The organism is Oceaniferula flava, assembly GCF_016811075.1.
In the GTDB taxonomy this organism is placed as follows: Bacteria; Verrucomicrobiota; Verrucomicrobiia; order Verrucomicrobiales; family Akkermansiaceae; genus Oceaniferula; species Oceaniferula flava.
The window spans coordinates 1-16322 of sequence record NZ_JAFBGL010000011.1 but is presented as its reverse complement, the minus strand read 5'-3'; the positions used below and the strand labels follow the sequence as shown (position 1 = coordinate 16322).

General features: G+C 56.2%; 14 protein-coding genes. 7 read left to right on the top strand and 7 right to left on the bottom strand.

Features of this window, described 5'->3' with window-relative positions; genetic code table 11:
- Nucleotides 1-56: 56 nt before the first annotated feature.
- A complete protein-coding gene (locus tag JO972_RS14655; RefSeq protein WP_309490826.1) occupies nt 57-1094 on the top strand; it encodes a transporter substrate-binding domain-containing protein in 1038 nt (345 codons plus the stop codon).
- Between the two features lie 17 nt (nt 1095-1111).
- Here JO972_RS14655 and JO972_RS14650 read toward each other — a convergent pair whose 3' ends face one another.
- Complete coding sequence (locus JO972_RS14650) at nt 1112-2512, bottom strand: sulfatase family protein (protein ID WP_309490825.1); 1401 nt, start codon at nt 2510-2512, stop codon at nt 1112-1114.
- Nucleotides 2513-2597: 85 nt separating this feature from the next.
- On the opposite strand from JO972_RS14650, the gene JO972_RS14645 reads away from it, so the two are divergent.
- Entirely contained in the window at nt 2598-3131 is a 534-nt protein-coding gene (locus JO972_RS14645) for an NlpC/P60 family protein (protein WP_309490824.1), read from the top strand.
- Nucleotides 3132-3220: 89 nt separating this feature from the next.
- Here the strand turns inward: JO972_RS14645 and JO972_RS14640 are convergent, their stop codons facing one another.
- The 6 genes from JO972_RS14640 to JO972_RS14615 form a co-directional block, all read right to left on the bottom strand.
- A complete protein-coding gene (locus JO972_RS14640) occupies nt 3221-3988 on the bottom strand; it encodes a PEP-CTERM sorting domain-containing protein (protein ID WP_309490823.1) in 768 nt (255 codons plus the stop codon).
- 76 nt (nt 3989-4064) lie between these two features.
- Nucleotides 4065-4904 (bottom strand): LamG-like jellyroll fold domain-containing protein, encoded by an 840-nt coding sequence (locus JO972_RS14635; RefSeq protein ID WP_309490822.1) that lies wholly within the window; start codon nt 4902-4904, stop codon nt 4065-4067.
- A 193-nt stretch (nt 4905-5097) separates the two neighbouring features.
- Nucleotides 5098-6534: a FecR domain-containing protein gene (locus JO972_RS14630; protein WP_309490821.1), complete on the bottom strand. Its 1437-nt coding sequence runs from the start codon at nt 6532-6534 to the stop codon at nt 5098-5100.
- 12 nt (nt 6535-6546) lie between these two features.
- Nucleotides 6547-7101, bottom strand: a complete 555-nt coding sequence (locus JO972_RS14625) for a sigma-70 family RNA polymerase sigma factor (protein ID WP_309490820.1) — start codon at nt 7099-7101, stop codon at nt 6547-6549.
- A 53-nt stretch (nt 7102-7154) separates the two neighbouring features.
- Nucleotides 7155-7865, bottom strand: coding sequence for a hypothetical protein (locus tag JO972_RS14620; RefSeq protein ID WP_309490819.1), 711 nt, complete (start codon nt 7863-7865; stop codon nt 7155-7157).
- 12 nt (nt 7866-7877) lie between these two features.
- Nucleotides 7878-11387: a hypothetical protein gene (locus JO972_RS14615; protein WP_309490818.1), complete on the bottom strand. Its 3510-nt coding sequence runs from the start codon at nt 11385-11387 to the stop codon at nt 7878-7880.
- Between the two features lie 228 nt (nt 11388-11615).
- On the opposite strand from JO972_RS14615, the gene miaB reads away from it, so the two are divergent.
- The 5 genes from miaB to sufC all read left to right on the top strand — a co-directional run bounded on the left by miaB (nt 11616) and on the right by sufC (nt 16236).
- On the top strand, nt 11616-12992 hold the full coding sequence (gene miaB / locus JO972_RS14610; protein ID WP_309490817.1) for a tRNA (N6-isopentenyl adenosine(37)-C2)-methylthiotransferase MiaB: 1377 nt from the start codon (nt 11616-11618) through the stop codon (nt 12990-12992).
- Nucleotides 12993-13011: 19 nt separating this feature from the next.
- Nucleotides 13012-14151, top strand: a complete 1140-nt coding sequence (locus JO972_RS14605) for a hypothetical protein (protein ID WP_309490816.1) — start codon at nt 13012-13014, stop codon at nt 14149-14151.
- Between the two features lie 52 nt (nt 14152-14203).
- Nucleotides 14204-14791, top strand: coding sequence for a hypothetical protein (locus tag JO972_RS14600; RefSeq protein ID WP_309490815.1), 588 nt, complete (start codon nt 14204-14206; stop codon nt 14789-14791).
- 181 nt (nt 14792-14972) lie between these two features.
- Complete coding sequence (locus tag JO972_RS14595; RefSeq protein ID WP_309490814.1) at nt 14973-15395, top strand: Fur family transcriptional regulator; 423 nt, start codon at nt 14973-14975, stop codon at nt 15393-15395.
- Between the two features lie 85 nt (nt 15396-15480).
- Nucleotides 15481-16236: a Fe-S cluster assembly ATPase SufC gene (gene sufC, locus JO972_RS14590; RefSeq protein ID WP_309490813.1), complete on the top strand. Its 756-nt coding sequence runs from the start codon at nt 15481-15483 to the stop codon at nt 16234-16236.
- Nucleotides 16237-16322: the final 86 nt, after the last annotated feature.

Genomic DNA, 16322 nt, shown 5'->3' with positions numbered 1-16322 from the left:
TGCTGCTGTCTATGATCGCCTCTTCTCGTCGCTTCTTGCCGTCTATTTGTCTCCTGATGTTCGTGCTTTGTGGCTTGGGGCTAGCTCAAGAGAAAAAGCTGCGTGTGGGAGTCGCCGGGAGTGAACCCTTCATTGTGGAAGGCGGGCAGGGATACAAGGGGATGTCCATCGACATCTGGGAAAAAATGGCCGTGAAGTCTGGCTATGATTACGATTACCGTGGCTTTACCAGTGTGGGCAAGGCCCTCGATCAGCTCGAGCTAGGCGAGATCGATATGGTAGTGGGGCCTGTGAGCATCACCTCGGCCCGGCAAGAAAAGTTCGAGTTTACCCAGCCCTATTTCAGCTCCAGTCTGGGGATTCTGTCACGCGACCAGGGCCACACTCTCTGGGGCATGGTGAAGCCTTTTTTCAGTAAGACCTTCTTTATCGCCCTGTCCATTTTCATGATTATTCTGACGGTGGTCGGGTTTCTTGTATGGGTGGTGGAACGGCGGACCTGCGACGGCCCGTTCAGTCGAGGTCCGGTGAAGGGGCTTGGCAATGGAATCTGGCTCGCCTTGGTGACCATGACCACGGTCGGTTACGGTGATCTGGCTCCGAAGACGGTGTTGGGTCGGATTGTGTTAGGTGGCTGGATGGTGATCGCCCTGCTGTCCGCCACCTCGTTGCTGGCTGGGCTAGCCGGCACCATTGCTCTCTCTGGCGAGACTGGAGTGAAAATTGAAAGCGCTGCGGATATCTCAGGAAAAAGAATTGCGGTGATCAAAGGAAGCCCTGGCGAAGAGTTTGTGGAAAAACACGATGGTCGGAAGATCTTTGCCGCGAGTCTCTCAGATGCAGTGGAGCTGCTACATCGAAAAAAAGTCAATGCCGTGGTCTTTGATCGCCCACAGCTACGTTATTATCTGGAAGGGAAAGACCATCTGGAATTCAGGCTGTCTCCACTCAAGTATCAGCCGCAGGGATACGGTTTTGCGTTTAAGAAAGATGACCCTAGAGCGGCCTTGTTGAATATCGAGATGTTACGTCTGCAAGAGGCTAGCTACCTCGATGAAGTGGAAATGGAGTGGTTCCCACCGCTGCAAGAGTAAGTAAACGGCAAGCTGACTTAGTGTCCGCCGCGTTGTTTTTTGAGTTTCTCTAACATCTCCTGCACTCGCTGTGGATGTTTGGCAGCGCGGTTGATACGCTCGCTGATGTCTTGTTCCACGTTGAAGAGTAGCGGTTTTTCATCGCTTGCCTGGAAGCCATATTTGTTCCCAGTTTGGGAGGGGATGGCAGTCATTAGCTTCCATGGGCCAAGACGGATGGCAATGGGTTGGTTACGGGAGTGGCTGTAGTAGAATTCAAATTCAGCCAGTTGACCGGGGAATTTCTTCGACGCTAAGAGAGGGCGGATGTCACGTCCATCGAGCTTTTTAGTGTGTGGATGTTTTGATCCTGTTAGGGCGAAAATGGTGGGTAGAACGTCCAGCGTGCTGGCTGGGTTGAGCTGGCGTTGAGCGGGGATGACCCCCGGCCAGTAGAAGATGCCGGGCACCCGATGGCCACCCTCCCAGCAGGAACCTTTACCATCGCGGAAAGGCATGGCATAGCCGACGTGCATCCGCGCCTCACCGTATTTTTTGTGTTGAGCGGCATCACGGAACTTCACCCACGGCCCGTTGTCCGATGCGAAGAAGATGAGGGTGTTTTTTTCAATGCCTTCGGCTTTCAGGGTATCCATGATTTGTCCTACCGAGTGGTCGACCTCCGCCATGACATCACCTAACAAACCCCGCCGCGATTTGCCTTTGAACTCGTCGCTCGCGAAGAGTCCCAGGTGCGGCTGGTTGTGGGCGATGTAGGCGAAGAACGGTTGCTTCTTGTGCGCCTTGATGAAATCGACCGCCGCTGCGGTGTAGCGGCCTGTCAGCGACTCCGACGCCTCGACATCCGATGGCAAATTCCTAGCAACTTCGCGATAGCCGGGAATGGGGTCCTCTCCCTTGGGATCCGATGCCAGGAGTTTCGAGTTAGCATAATCGTGGGAGACGTTGGTGCCGACCCACCGATCGAATCCATGGGCCAGCGGCAGGGAGGCTGGCGACATCTGGTTGCTTTTATTGGGCGAGCCGAGGTGCCATTTGCCAAACATCCCCGTGGCATACCCCACCGCCTTGAGGCCTTCGGCGATGGTCGTTTCTTCCTCGCGCAGGTGGCTTTTAGTCCCCGGGCCGATGACCCAAGAGCCGAGCTGCGAGTGCGCTGGATAGCGACCGGTTAGCAGGGAGTAACGCGAGGCACTACAGGCTGGGGAGGTGACGTAGAACTGGGTGAAGCTGGTGCCCTGACTGGCGAGCTTGGAAATGTTCGGCGTCTCAATAACCGGGTTGCCGTTGTGGGCGTAGTCGCCGTGGCCGCTGTCGTCCAGATAGATGATCACCACATTCGGCCGATCCGTGGCCTCCCGCGCCTGAAGGATAGATAGGGGGATGAGACTGATGATGAGCAAACGGGGAAGATGCATACCTTCATCTTATCGGTCGAACTCTTGGGAGCTATGAGCAATTTTCGTATTTGATCTATTTATTTAGTCATGGTTAACTATATTCATGAGAAATATAGGCATTCCCCTTACGATGCTTTGTTCTGCGCTGGTGGCATTTTCACTCAATTCATGTTCCTCGCAGCTCAAGGCCAAAGAACGGCACATCATCCATAAGTTTGATTATGGGAAGACAGCCTATATCAGCCCTGAGGGGCTAGCCACCGCCCCGCCGAGGGCTCCACGCAAGGTCAAGAAGATGATTGCAGCCGCGAACTCGTTGACCAACAAACCTTACGTCTACGGCGGTGGACACCGTAGTTTCAACGACAGTGGTTACGACTGCTCAGGTGCCACCTCCTACGTCTTGAACGCTGGCGGGAAGCTCGATAAGCCATTGGTCTCCCAACAATTTTTTGACTACGGGAAAAAGGGCTATGGCGACTGGGTGACGGTCTATGTGAGAAAAGGCCACGTCTTCCTGGTCATCGCCGGTCTGCGCTTTGACACCGGTGGCACCTGGAACTCCACCGGCCCCCGCTGGAAGCCTCAGCGCCGTGGAGCCAAGGGTTATTACGTCAGGCACCCACGGGGGCTTTAAGCTTGGTTGATCCGGGCAAAAAAAGAACGCCACGCGGTGAAGCGTGACGTCCTGAGTGGTGGGGTTTGGAGTGTTTGCCTGCTACCGTTTTACTTGCGTCGGCGCAGGATGAGTGCGAGCCCGCCAAGGCCGAGCAGGGCCGTTGACGATGGCTCAGGAACGGTTTCCACGACGGAGAAATCGCCAAACGTCTGGGTGCCATTACCGCCAAAGTAGATGCTCATGTTGTCACTGCCTTCCAGCCAGCCGACGGTGGAGATGGGGTCCGTGATGATATCAATATCGCTGAAACGACCGCCATTCCAGTCGTCCAGTTCAAACTGAATCGTCTCGTTGACGTGATCGTAGTGCATCCAAATGTCGTAACCCGGGTCACCACGCCAGAGGCCGGTATCTTCTAAAACGGCACCCGTATTGGTGGTGACCTTCACCTTGCGCGCGGAAACACCCGATTGGAAATTGAGAAAGATCCCCTCATCTCCGGTCCGTGGTTCGTTGTAGTAGGTGGTGTCCGGAATGCCGGGCCCGATGCCGAAGAAGATCCAGTTTTTCGGGTCGATGTTGCCGGTTTCCACCGCGATGTGTGCCGTCCAGGAGAAATTGGCGTAGTCCTTGAACTGGGTGGCCAGGTAGCTGCGGGCGTTATCGTCATCGGTGGACGCCGTCAGGGTGGCTCCGCTGGTGAGCACCGTGTTAAGGGTTCCGTCTTGGCCGTTGACAGCGGTGGTCGAGTAGCTCCAGGTGCCGTTGACCCCTTCATTTTCGGTGAAGTCTGCGAGCACGCTAGTTTCCTCGCTGAGGTCATTGGAAAAGAAAGTGGCTGCCCAGGTGGGGGAACTGAGGAGTCCACTCGCCATGAGGATTGCAGTTAGATTTTTATGTTTCATACCGTTCGTGCTTGTTGTGGTTGTCAGCAAGGGGGCTTGCTGGGAATTACTTGCGTCGGCGCAGGATGAGTGCGATACCGCCAAGGCCGAGCAGGGCGCTGGAGGAGGGTTCTGGAACTGCCAGCGAGGCAACTTCGGAGGATGAAAGTGCGGTGTCGTAGTATTGAATGCTATCGATGAGAATATTCTCTCCTCGGTTACCTGCTTCACGTGCACCGAAAACCAAATCGTGTGCAGCACCACTATCGAAACTGCTGGCTGATGTGTTTGAGGATACTTCAACGCCGTCGAAATAAACGGCGAGTGTTGTGGCGGTTTGATCATAGGACATTGTCACTAGATGCCAGTCTTGATCGACCAGATCATTCACAATACCATCGGGGCCGAATCCTTTAACCTGAGTTGTTCCAGCGGTGTGATAGAGGCTGCCATACAGCCCGTGGTTCCCGTTAAGTCGCGCCCGCATTTCCCAGCCGGAGTTACCGTCCTCGCTTCCTTTTTCAGCGAGTGTATCCCAGTTATACCAAACTCCGTCTGTTGAAGCTACCCACATGGAAACGGTAAAGGCTGTGCCATCAAAGGTGCTGACATAGCCAGCGTCGGCAGAATTAGAGTTGTTAATCCATAGGACGTCACCACCGATCGTATCTTGAGTATCAGATTGTGATGTAATGATCAGTGAGAAGCCACTGCCACTGCGCGTGTTCGTTGAATAAGCAGCTGTGCCGCCTTCGAAGGTGCCATCGTGGACGGATTCTGTTGTGCCGGTGTTGGCCAAGCTTTGCTCATCGAAGGTCCATTCACCGACTAGAGCAGCATGGGCTGAGATGCTGCCAGCTAACAATAGAGTGGCGGTCGTTAGGCGTGATTTTGTGATCGTTGTCATGTTCGTATAACTGTTTGTTTTTTGTTTGGCTGAGGGGGGGATTTGTCATGCTCGTGCATGCTCTACTGGGAGAGCCGCATGCATTCATGGCTGCCATTTCTGCGCGACTAACATTTTCCAGCACTAATGAACTCCAGACATGTCTCGATCATTACTCAGTTTATTGATAAAAATGAATGAAGTTTGATGTCGGTTATTTCTCCGTGAGGATCAGACCATTCAAAAGGGCCCAATCACGTTCTTTGTCGGTGGTGTTATGGATCCACCCCCAATCGAGAATCAGCACGGGGCCGTATTTTTCATGGATGACAGGTTTGAGTTGGTTGAAGACGATGGGGGCGGCAGATCCCGCCTCGTTCCGATCTTCCAGCGAGCCCTCGGAGTGGTGCACGCGGAGGTCTGTATCGTGATAATCCGGTGAGCCATCGAGAAGGTAGAGCTTGCTGGAGGCAAAGACTTCAAGTGAGTAGATGGCATCGGCTTTCAGGCCGGTGAGGATGACACTGGAAAAAATTTGATTGGTCTGTGGCTCGTCGGCTCGCAGGTAGAGGTAGTCATCGAGCAAGGAATCGCCGAACTCACGTTCGGGGTCATCGAGGGCAAAGGCACTGTGGTTTTTGAGCTTCCCTTTGGTGGTCATCACGATGCCGAGATCGGTTTTGGTCCCCCGGGAGTTTTTAATGACATGGTTTGAGAATGCCTTGTGCCAGCTACGTTTTGGCGTGGTGGTGCGTGCGAGCTCGTTCCAATAAGTTCCATCATCGCGAACTTCGTAAATACTGTTTTCAGGACCGAAATCGATTTGCACGATTTCAAACGGGTTGGGGAAAGGTCCGCAGTCGAGGTCGATCATGTCGGGCTTCTCCGCGTTGGCCAAGGAGACGCCACTGGGTCGTTTCAGGGTGATCACCTCGGACTTGTGGCGGTGGATTTTCACCGCGCCTTCGATCAGGTGCACCTCGAGCGGAGCGTTCGGCCGCTGGAGCACGCCGAACTGGGTGCCGATGTCTTCGATGCTGTATCCCTCTGTGAGAATAGTTAGTTTGCCCTCCGGGGATTCGGAGCGCGCCCAGAGTTCGCCGGAGTGCAGTTCGATTTCGTGCAGGGACTTGAAATGTAGAGATGCCGGTGCGTGCACGTAGACCGTGGTGGACCCCGGGATCTTCACGGTGAGTCCTCCGGATTTCAGGTTCACCCGGGTGCCGGCGGTGATGGATGCCTCAGGCTGGTCTTCAGTGGAGGAGGCGTGGCTGATGGTGCAGCTGGCACCGGGGGAGAGGGTGTAGGACGCGTAAGCTGGCTGCTGTTTGGGCAATAAGATGAAGTGGGCGATCACTGCCAGTGCGACGATGGCTGCGGCAGCCAGAGAGAATGCCCGCACCATGGCCTTGCGCTCTTGGCGCCGATCGATGGCAGGTATCTGGGGGAGTTTGTCCTGGGCATCCAAATTACGAGCCTCGTGCTGCAACAGGGCGGCAAAGCTCATGTTTTCCAGATAGACTTGGCGGGCTTCAGGAGAGTTCCGGAGGAGGGTATAGAGTTCTTCCAGTCGTTCCGGGGAAATGTTTTGATCCTCGAGATCTTCAGTGAGGTTCTGCACGAGAGGCAGCTGGTCGGTGTTCGGTGGCATGGAAATGGGAGATTAGTTGGGTGTGGCGGCATTCAGGCTGAGACGCCTTTTCACGCAGAGGCGCAAGCTGGTGCGGATGCGGTGCAGGGCCACGCGCAGGCTGTTGGCGCTGCGGTTGGTTTTTAGGGAGAGCTCGGCAATTGACGTCGGGTGGACGTAGCGCTGGAGGATGAGGGCACGGTCTTCGGCGCGCAGGGTGGAGATGCAGAGACGCAGCGCGGGAAGCCGCTCGTCCATGATGTCCTGATCAATCTGGCTGGTGGATTCTTCCAGAAGGAGGTCGAAGACGTCTTCTGGGAAAGTGAACTCCTTGCGTCGCTGCTGGGTCCTCCAGTGGGTGAGGATTTCGTAGCGGATGATGGAGTTCAACCAGGCTTTGAAGTTGGTCTTTGGCGCGTAGCTTTCCCTTTTGTTCCAGATCACCAGATTGACGTTCTGGATGATGTCGTCGACTTCGCTGACACCGGGCAGCAGCGAGATGATGCGGCCGCGGATCAGAGGCTGGTGGGTGACGATCAGGTTGACAAAGTCACCGTCGGCAGAGCTGTTAGCTTCAATATTCTCCATGGACTGATGGTGAGTGCGGTGATGAATTGTGAGGTTTCTAGGGCTGTGGGGCACTACGGCTTCATCGCAGCCTCAGCTCTCTGGGCCTGCACCACGGCGCGGTTCTCGGTGATGAATTTAAAATCCACATAGCCACGTTCTTTATTCTTCGAGGGCACGATGAACACCAGCTGACGCAGATCCTCGCGGTGTTTCCAAATGGAGGAATAGAGGGGTGGAAGTTTCAGATTCTCCCTGAGGAAAATGGACACCGCCATGTTTCTTTTTTTCCCACCCGGAGTCACGACCACCGGCTTCCAGCCTGCGGGAATGGCGACGTTGTTTTGATCGTAGCGGAAGACCAGCGGCTTGCCGGTGACGTTGATCATGCGCAGGGAACCCCAGCGGAAGTTGGTCAGGCTGTCGTCTAACACAAGGGGCTTGATCCCAACGGTGGATTGATTGTCGGGTAGTAGCAGAATCAACGGGCGCTTGATGGTGGATGGGATTTCCAGAGGGAGGTGCAGAGGTTTGCCATCTTCGGAAGATCGATCGGAGACTAGAATGCGCAGGTTTTCCGCCGCAGCCGGGATCTTGATGGGAGCGGATCGCGCGAAGGGGTGCATGCGCAGGATGGGCGTGGACTTTTTGTCACCACCACCGTGGGCGATGGCGAGTTTGCGATCGGCGATGGCTTCATTCCACGCCAGAACATGGAGCTGGGCAGCTTGCAAAGTGACGGCGGTGAGACTGCTCAGGAGCAGCGCGAGGGTGGTGGATCTCATACGGGTGAAATGTTATTGGGATAGTGATTGGGCTTCCTCGGCTGCGAGGTAGCGGAACGATACGATGCGGAATTTTCTGCCGTATTTCTGGTTCTCGGCGGAGAGCTCATCGATGGCGGTGTCGGCGGAGTTGCTGCGATCGACAAAATCAGGGAAGCGTTGGACTGTGGCTTCCACCCAGGCGGTGGCGGTGATTTCGCCGGAGCCGTCTCTGGCTTCGCCGTAGCTGCGGATGGTGAAGGTGTCCGAGCGCGGGGTGATGATTGGCGCGAGAGGTTTCAGCAAGTCCGCCTGTGTTAGGTAACCGGGGATGCCGACTCCGGTGTTCTTGGGGGAAATGTTAGTCGCTTCGGAGCTGTCGTATTTGCTGTCGTCCAGCGTGCCCTGCAGGGCGGCCTGGTTGATGTTGGTGGCATCGATGGCGCTTTGCAGGGCACCACTCAGCCCCAGCGGACTGTCTTCCACCCGACGGTTGACGAACTCGGCCAGCGAGAGGAAGGGGCCTCGGGCGCGGACTTGCTCGACGATTTGTTCCGCCAATTGTTCGATCTGGGTGTCGCTCAGGCTGCGGAAGCCCTGCCAGATATCGTTTTCACTTCCGAGGGGGTCACGGAAGCGGGGGAAGGGGGTGTCGCTGACTTCGGTGGAGCCGGAAGTGTCGCCAAGCTCGATCGAAGCTCCGCGCAGGCCGGAAAGCATGGCGACCCAGGCTTTGACGCTGGTGGAGTTGATGTTGAACGAGCCGTCCAGCATCAGGTGCTCGGCGATCTGGGTGCAGGCTTCAGGCTGGGTCATGGCGGCGGCAAATTCAGCCGGTGTCATGCCGTGGAGGCTCTGATGCAGCAGGCGCATGCGAGGGTTGCGCAGTGGGTTGGCACTGGGGTCGGAGGCAAAATCTTCCAGCACCTGGCTGAGTGAGCGGGTGGCGGATGCGACCGGAGTGTTCCACACGTTGCTACTGCCTCCGCTGTTGCCTGGAGCCAGTGTGGGGGCGGCGCCGCTGAGGAAATAGCCATCCCAGAGCGATTCGTTGACCAGGTAACTGTGGTCGACTTCGAGACCTTCGTTGCCATCGATCACCTGATCGCGCGGCACGTAGGCACTGGCCCAGCTGTTGCCGGCTTGATTTGCGGGAGCGAAGGGGCTGGGTGCGAGGTCGGCATGCTGAAAGGCGGCCAAGGAAAGTAAGGGAGCGCGCGGAATTTCGAAGAATGACAGGTGGGATCGACCACTTCCGGACGACTGCCCGGCACCGTAGAAGGCAGCGGGACGGTTCAGCCCCGAGGTGGCGATTTCCATGACATCGTTGAGCGAGGAAATAGCACGCATTCTGGCTTTGTACTGCGGACCGGTTTGGAACCCCGTTTTGGTGACGTAGGGGTTCATAGACGATTGGCGTGGGTTGCCGGTGTAGACGAGATCGGCATTCTGCACGCTGCCGCTGGACTGGGCAACGCGGTGATAGACCTCGAGGGTGAAGGCCGGGTAGGGCTCTTCTTTGAGTTGGGAGTAGGTGATGTCCGGCGTTTTGACGTAGTAGGTGCCATCGTCCCGGGCGGTGGTTCCGAACGATGAGTCGAGCACGTCGGTGATCAGCTGGCTGCGGGTTCCTTCGGCGGGGCTGCTGCTGCCTTTGGCCATGGTTGTGTCACTCAGGCCGATGCAGATCGGGTGGTCATCGAGGCACTGGAAGGTGACGTTGACGTAGTCGCCAGAGGTCATTACGAAGTCGGCATTACCATTTTCATAGGGGGTGAAGCTGATGCCGCCGGTGAGGTTCCAGTCGGAAATGCTATCGACCGGTTTCATGAAAATTGTCCGCTGTCGAGGTGTGCTGTCGCGAGCGGTGAGATCGACCATGGTGGAGGAAGCTGGAGCAAAGACTCGAACCTCGCCGGGCTCAAACTGGATCGGCTGGGCTGTTCCGGTGATCGGATTTCCGTCCGCGGTGATGGCGGCGAAGATGTATGGCTCAATTTGGCGGCCTTGGGCGTCCAGTGGGCCTTCGGTCAGATCTCTCGACATGTAAGTCGCCTTTTTTATCGAGGCCCCACTGGAGGTTCCGCGGTAATCGCGGTGGATCGGAATGTCCAACCATGGGTAAGCCACAGCACCCTCGATTTCCAAGGCGGTATTGTAGGGGTTCCACAAGGTAATGATCGGGGTGATGGCGTATTGTGGGGTGTTGTCCGAACTCAGGGTGATGCTGAAGATGTAGATGATCCGATCCAGTAAAGGTCGAACCGCCATCTGGGTGCTGGCACCATTGGCTGCGATGTGTGGTGGACGGGTGTAACCGGCGGAAAGCGATCCCTCACCGGCTGCAATGTGGTCGCCTTGTCGCTCATAGACGGTCACGCCCTTGCTGCTTTGGTAAAGGTGGTGGGGGATCCGGTAATAGGATCGCAAGGTGTCAAAGGTGGGCACCGCGGTGACTGGAAAGTGCGAGTGGACCTGGTCCTTGGTTCTCTTCCAGGCTCGCTCGTGGCTGTAGGTGCCGCTGTCGGTGATCGGCTCGTAAAGCGGGCGTTGTGATGCGTAGCTGGCAGGCACGTTGAAATCGCTCACTGAGCTCTTGCGGAAAGGGTTGGCAATGGTTTCGCCATCCACCGACCAGCTGTCCCTGGCGTAGTCGGTATCGCTCATTTCGAAACCGAGGCTCATGTCGACTTTGAACCCGCCATCGACGACATTGGTCAATAAGCCGTAGGACGAGGTGGTGAAGTCGGCCCCTACACTGGGGGCGTCTCCTCCTGTGTTAATGCTGCTATCGAGGCTGACTTGGCGGAAGTTAAGTAGCTGGGCTGAGCGGCGGTTCCAGCCGGCGTTAGGTTGGGAAAAGACACCGCTCTGGCCGACGTGGGGGCGTGGCTGGACTTGGAGGTCGTCATTGGTTTCTCGGTCGGCCAGCTCGGGGCCTGCCACGCTGACTTTCGCCTTGGTGTTTTCCTGACTGACGGCCCAGGCATAGGCTCCTTGGTTTTGCCCGTTTTCCGTCGGCATCAGTCGGCCTTGCAAGCTGAAGCCATCGTGGGAAGTTCCAAAGAGGTCGATCTGCTGACCGTTGGCAGTCGTGCTTGGCCAATTGCGCTGGGTGAGTTCACTTTCTTCACCGGAAACTAGCCAGCGGAGGAAGCGGCTCTGCTTTTCCTGATCGTAATTCGGTGCGCTCCCCTTGGTGTTGCGCGCCAGTGCGGGCGACCACGACTCCCAAACGCCCACTGCATGGGGCACGGCGACGGAGCTGCCGAGGATGGAGCCGTCGGCGGTGACCCGGAGATCGCTGCCGGCGTGTTTTTGCAGTTCGGCTAGGGCGAGCATCAGGCCCATGCGGGCGTTCGCCTGAGCCTGTAATTGCGCGTCCTCGTGGGATGCGTTACGAGTGCTGATGGTTGATAAACTCAGCATCGCCAGAGCGATCATGACGAGTAGAACCATCACCGAAATGGTGGCAATCAGCGCGAAGCCACGGGCGCCGCGAGATCGGGGGGAGGGGGGCAATACGTGATAAGTTTTCATCATAGTGGTTCTAATTAACTCCACTGATGGAAAGAGCATTACTTGATAATTAGCAGTTTTTTTGGAAATGATGAATCGTCTTCCGTGTCAGGTTGGTTAGGGCGTGGGTAAGAATGTTGGGTCGGCGGTCATTGGAATCTACCTGATGTCGTGGCTCAGCGCAGATATAGACTTGATTCTTAGCGCGCAGCTTTTACATCTGCCCCTCCCGCAAAATGCGGCTCAAACGCTATGCCCAAGGTTTTTATCAAGACATACGGATGCCAGATGAATGCACGCGACTCCGAGCAGGTGGCGCGGATGTTTGTCGAAGGTGGCTACACCGTGACCCCGTCCGAATTCGATGCCGACGCCATTCTGGTGAACACCTGTAGTGTGCGTGATCAGGCCGAGCAGAAAGCGCTCGGCAAGATGGGTATGATGGGCAAGCACCGTGAGAAGAAACCTCATGTGGTTTATGGCTACATGGGCTGCATGGCCCAGAGCCGCGGCTCCGAGTTGTTCCAAAACATCCCCCACCTCGATGTGGTGGTGGGCACGCAGAAATACCACAAGGTGTTCGAATACGTGGATGGTATCCTCAGTAAGCGTCTTGAAATGCGTATGGACGATCCCTCCTACTCGTTAACAGGCGAAAGTGTCTGTGACATCGAGGAGGAAAAAGACAGCCAGAACACCATCCGCGATCATGTGACGCAGGAAAACCAAACGACTGCCTTCGTTTCCATCATGCAGGGCTGCAACATGCGCTGCTCGTTCTGCATCGTCCCGGATACTCGGGGGAAGGAACGCGGTCGTCCGATTGTCGATATCGTCGAGGAGTGTAAAATGCTGGTGGCCAAAGGTGTCAAGGAGGTCACGTTGTTGGGCCAAATCGTCAACCTCTACGGTCGCACCGAATTTCCCAAGGTCGATGGCAAAAGCCCCTTCGTTCAGCTGCTTGAGGCAGTGCACGAGATCGATGGCCTGGAGCGAATCCGCTTCACCTCGCCACACCCCATCGGCTACCGCGCTGACCTGGTGGAGGCCTTCACCTACCTGCCGAAACTCTGCAGCCACATCCATTTCCCGATGCAGTCCGGCTCCGATGCGATTCTGAAAAAGATGCGTCGTCCGTACAAGCACCAGAAGTTCGTCGAGATCTGCCAGAACATGAAGGCGGCCCGTCCCGATCTCGCGATCACCACCGACATCATCGTTGGCTTCCCGGGCGAAACCGAGGAGGACTTCCAGGCCACGGTGGATACCGTCAAGGAGCTGGAGTTTGATAATGCCTTTGTCTTCCGCTACTCCAAACGCCGCAACACACCGGCGGCGGAAATGGACGGTCAGCTGTCCGAGCGGGTTAAGGAGGAGCGCAACCAAGCCCTGCTGCAAGTGGTCAACGAACTGGCGGTGGCCAAGAATGAAGCGCTCGTCGGCACGCGACAGCAGGTCCTCTGCACGGGGCCGTCGAAAACCAACAAGGAGCGCCTCATGGGACGCACCGGGCAGAACAAGATTGTCATTTTCGATGGTGATGAAAAGCGGATGACTGGTGAGGTCTTCGATGTCCTCATTGAGGAGGCGACCGGCTTCTCCCTTTACGGCACGCCGGTGTTGAGCTAGTCATCGGGAAAACAATCCCATGAAACCCCTCCATTTCCCACAGCTCCTCACCCTTCTTGGGCTGATGCTCTGGGCTGGCACCTCGGCGGACGTTCGGGCGGATGGGCGGTTAAGCCCCCGGCTGCCCGAGTGGAACCAGCTGAATGAGTATCGTCCGTGGACAGGAAAAAATGGCCGTGTCCTGACCGCGAAGTTCATGCATCGCAAAGATGACACCCTTTTCCTCATGATCCGTGGGCGGGAGGCTCCCACTCCGGTGAACATCAACGGTCTCAGTTCCACGACCCGCCTCTGGTTTGAACGCTGTATCAAGCAGCGTGATGCCGAGCGCATCCGCCGCGACAAACGGCGTGCCATGCAGGCCGCCGAGAAAAAAGCTCCCGGTGGTCCCACTTCCCTGAAACTGAGACCTGGGCAAGTTGTCGAGGTTTCCGCGGATAAAAAAGTCGAAGTCGCGGGGCGCAGCGAGGTTCCGCATGATCAGGTCACCCGGCGGAATGTGCCGAACTTCAACCAAGCCGACTACGGCAAGAAAGCTAGCGACTGCGTGCCCAATAGCTACGCGATGTTCATCAGCTGGTGGCATACGTCCGGCTGGGTGAAGATGCCCGAGTCGAGAAAGGCGGCCGACAAGCAGGTCGACTGGCTGCACGACCGACTCTCCCGGCGGATGAAAACAAGGAACAACTCCGGCACCCGAGCGTCTAGGCTGGCCGAGAACATGCAGCAATTTTTCCGCGAGGAAATGCACACTCCGGTCGCCTTCACGCACCGTTTTGATTACGATTACAGCCCTGAGAATTTGGCCAAATACACGCAGGGGGCCAATGCCACGGTTCTCTACGTCACCACCTACAGCGGTCGGAAAAAACAAGGTGGTCACGCCGTGACATTGAAAATCGCCAAGCCTGACGGCAGCATTGAATTCAATACTTGGGGCATGAGTCTGACTGGCAAGATCAAGCGGATTCCCGGCGAGGAAAGCATGAGCTACGAGCTTCGGAAAAAGATACCGAGCTATGAAATTGAGCTCGACGTAGGCACCCGATTGCCGGAGTGGTTTATCGATCAGGAACAACGATTTGTGCTTGAGGCATCGGAATACGATTGTATCTCGGTGCTCACTCCCTACCTGCCAGACAGTGCAGATGGTAAATAAGCCTTTTCACCCACTCATTTCCCCCTAGTATCCGCCGCGTTCCACTGATCTTATGCACCCTTACGAGAAAATACCGCTCGATGTTGCCGGCATCGCACTTGGCATCTGGCTGATTGTTCTGCACGCTTGGATGCTGTGGAAATCCAAGGGAAGTAAGGATTTCTTGCAAAAGCTGCCAAGGAACCGCGTGCTTGGCCCATGGCTGCTGGGCATTGGGATGACTTGGTTCTGGCTGCTGATCGCTCCGGAGCGTCTCGGCGTGCTGAGTTCGCTGCACATGGATCTGGGCGAGTTCAATAAGGCAAAGCCGATCTTGCGCATCCTCGTTCCCATCGCCGCTTACGGCATGATCGTGCACGTGAAAGAGTTCCTCACCGTGCGTGCGATTGGTCTGCTCGCCCTGATGGCTGCTGCGCCGTTACTGTACGCCGCCTACCTGGAGCCCCCCGCCAGCCGTCTGCTGGTCCCTATTTTCGCCTACGTCATGATTTTCAAAGGCCTGTTCTGGGTTGGGATGCCCTACACCATGCGGGATGCCATTACTTGGGCTCTGAAAAGTAACGATCGCTACGTCATGCTCAGCATTGGCGGATTATGCTACGGCCTCGCAGTGATGGCCTGCGCGTTGATCTGGTGGTAGCCGGATTTCTAGCCGTCGCGCGGCATTTTTGTGTTGCCTGCACGCGGTAATCAGTTCATGCGACAGTCGACCGCTGCCATTTCGTTAGAATTAGAATAATTCTAATTCGTGCTTGTCAGTCGTCACAGCTGAGCTAGTTTCCCTCGCACCCGCTTCCAGAGGCGGAAAACATCGAACCTTTATGGACAACAAAGTGACTCGCGCAAAATCAACAGACCTACCGAAGGTAAAGGGGCTGCGGATGACGCGTCAGCGCAGCGAGGTGTTCAACGTCCTCATGGCCCACCGCGATCACCCAACAGCTGGTGAGGTCTTTGACCGCGCCAAGCAGAACATGCCCAGCATCTCGCTCGCCACCGTTTATAACTGCCTGGAAACCCTGGTGCAGCACGGCGTTGTCCGTCAGGTTAACTTCGAACGCGAATCATCACGCTATTGCCCGAATCTCTCCGAGCACGCGCATTTGCATGATGAAGCCAGCGGTAAAATCATCGACATCCCTCTCAAACAAGGTGCCAGCCTGAGCGATCTTCTCGACCTCCCCGAAGGTGCTCAAATCGACAACCTGGAAATCACCCTGCGTGGTCGTGTGCCACAAGGCTAGACCTCGAGGCCTACGAGCCGCCTGTTTCATTCCTTTTTTCCAACATTTAATTTCCCACACACCCATCACCAATACCTACTAGACCATGAGCCTGATCATCAAAGACCTGCACGCTAACATCGAAGAAACCCCCATTCTCAAGGGCCTCAACCTTGAGATCCCCAAGGGTGAAGTTCACGCCATTATGGGACCGAACGGTTCTGGAAAATCGACTCTCTCGAAAGTGATCGCCGGTCACGACGACTACGAAGTCACTTCCGGAAGTGTCACCCTCGACGGCGAAGAAATCCTCGAGAAAGACGTCGATGAGCGTAGCCGCGACGGCATCTTCCTCGCCTTCCAATACCCGGCTGAAGTTCCCGGCGTTTCCAATGCCAACTTCATCCGCGCCGCCCTACAGGCTCGCCTTCCAGAAGGTGAAGAGCTGGATGCCGTGGCCTACTACAAGAACCTCTACTCGAAAATGGACGTGCTGGAAATGGATCGCAAGTTCACTGCCCGTGCCGTCAACGAAGGATTCTCCGGCGGTGAGAAAAAGCGCAACGAAATCCTCCAGATGATGATGCTCGAGCCTAAATACTGCATCCTCGACGAAACCGATTCCGGTCTCGACATCGATGCTCTCAAGATCGTTGCCAAGGGTGTGAATGCCATGCGTTCCCCCGACCGTGGATTCCTCATCATCACCCACTACCAGCGTCTGCTCGACTACATCCAGCCTGACTACGTGCACGTCATGAGCGACGGTCAGATTGTGAAATCTGGCGACAAGGATCTCGCGCTTGAGCTTGAAGAAAGCGGCTACGATTTCCTTAAAGAAGGCGAATTCGCCAACGCATAATTGCAACCCCAAGATCTAATCTAACATGAGTTACGACACCAACACCATCGACCTGGAAACCCAGGAGGCGATCGACGTCGATCGCG

Bases quoted from the DNA above. Each gene is read 5' to 3' on its own strand.
- JO972_RS14655 (WP_309490826.1), top strand. From the start codon at position 57: ATGTTCGTGCTTTGTGGCTTGGGGCTAGCTCAAGAGAAAAAGCTGCGT.
- JO972_RS14650 (WP_309490825.1), bottom strand. From the start codon at position 2,512: ATGCATCTTCCCCGTTTGCTCATCATCAGTCTCATCCCCCTATCTATC.
- JO972_RS14645 (WP_309490824.1), top strand. From the start codon at position 2,598: ATGAGAAATATAGGCATTCCCCTTACGATGCTTTGTTCTGCGCTGGTG.
- JO972_RS14640 (WP_309490823.1), bottom strand. From the start codon at position 3,988: ATGGCGAGTGGACTCCTCAGTTCCCCCACCTGGGCAGCCACTTTCTTT.
- JO972_RS14635 (WP_309490822.1), bottom strand. From the start codon at position 4,904: ATGACAACGATCACAAAATCACGCCTAACGACCGCCACTCTATTGTTA.
- JO972_RS14630 (WP_309490821.1), bottom strand. From the start codon at position 6,534: ATGCCACCGAACACCGACCAGCTGCCTCTCGTGCAGAACCTCACTGAA.
- JO972_RS14625 (WP_309490820.1), bottom strand. From the start codon at position 7,101: ATGGAGAATATTGAAGCTAACAGCTCTGCCGACGGTGACTTTGTCAAC.
- JO972_RS14620 (WP_309490819.1), bottom strand. From the start codon at position 7,865: ATGAGATCCACCACCCTCGCGCTGCTCCTGAGCAGTCTCACCGCCGTC.
- JO972_RS14615 (WP_309490818.1), bottom strand. From the start codon at position 11,387: ATGATGAAAACTTATCACGTATTGCCCCCCTCCCCCCGATCTCGCGGC.
- miaB (WP_309490817.1), top strand. From the start codon at position 11,616: ATGCCCAAGGTTTTTATCAAGACATACGGATGCCAGATGAATGCACGC.
- JO972_RS14605 (WP_309490816.1), top strand. From the start codon at position 13,012: ATGAAACCCCTCCATTTCCCACAGCTCCTCACCCTTCTTGGGCTGATG.
- JO972_RS14600 (WP_309490815.1), top strand. From the start codon at position 14,204: ATGCACCCTTACGAGAAAATACCGCTCGATGTTGCCGGCATCGCACTT.
- JO972_RS14595 (WP_309490814.1), top strand. From the start codon at position 14,973: ATGGACAACAAAGTGACTCGCGCAAAATCAACAGACCTACCGAAGGTA.
- sufC (WP_309490813.1), top strand. From the start codon at position 15,481: ATGAGCCTGATCATCAAAGACCTGCACGCTAACATCGAAGAAACCCCC.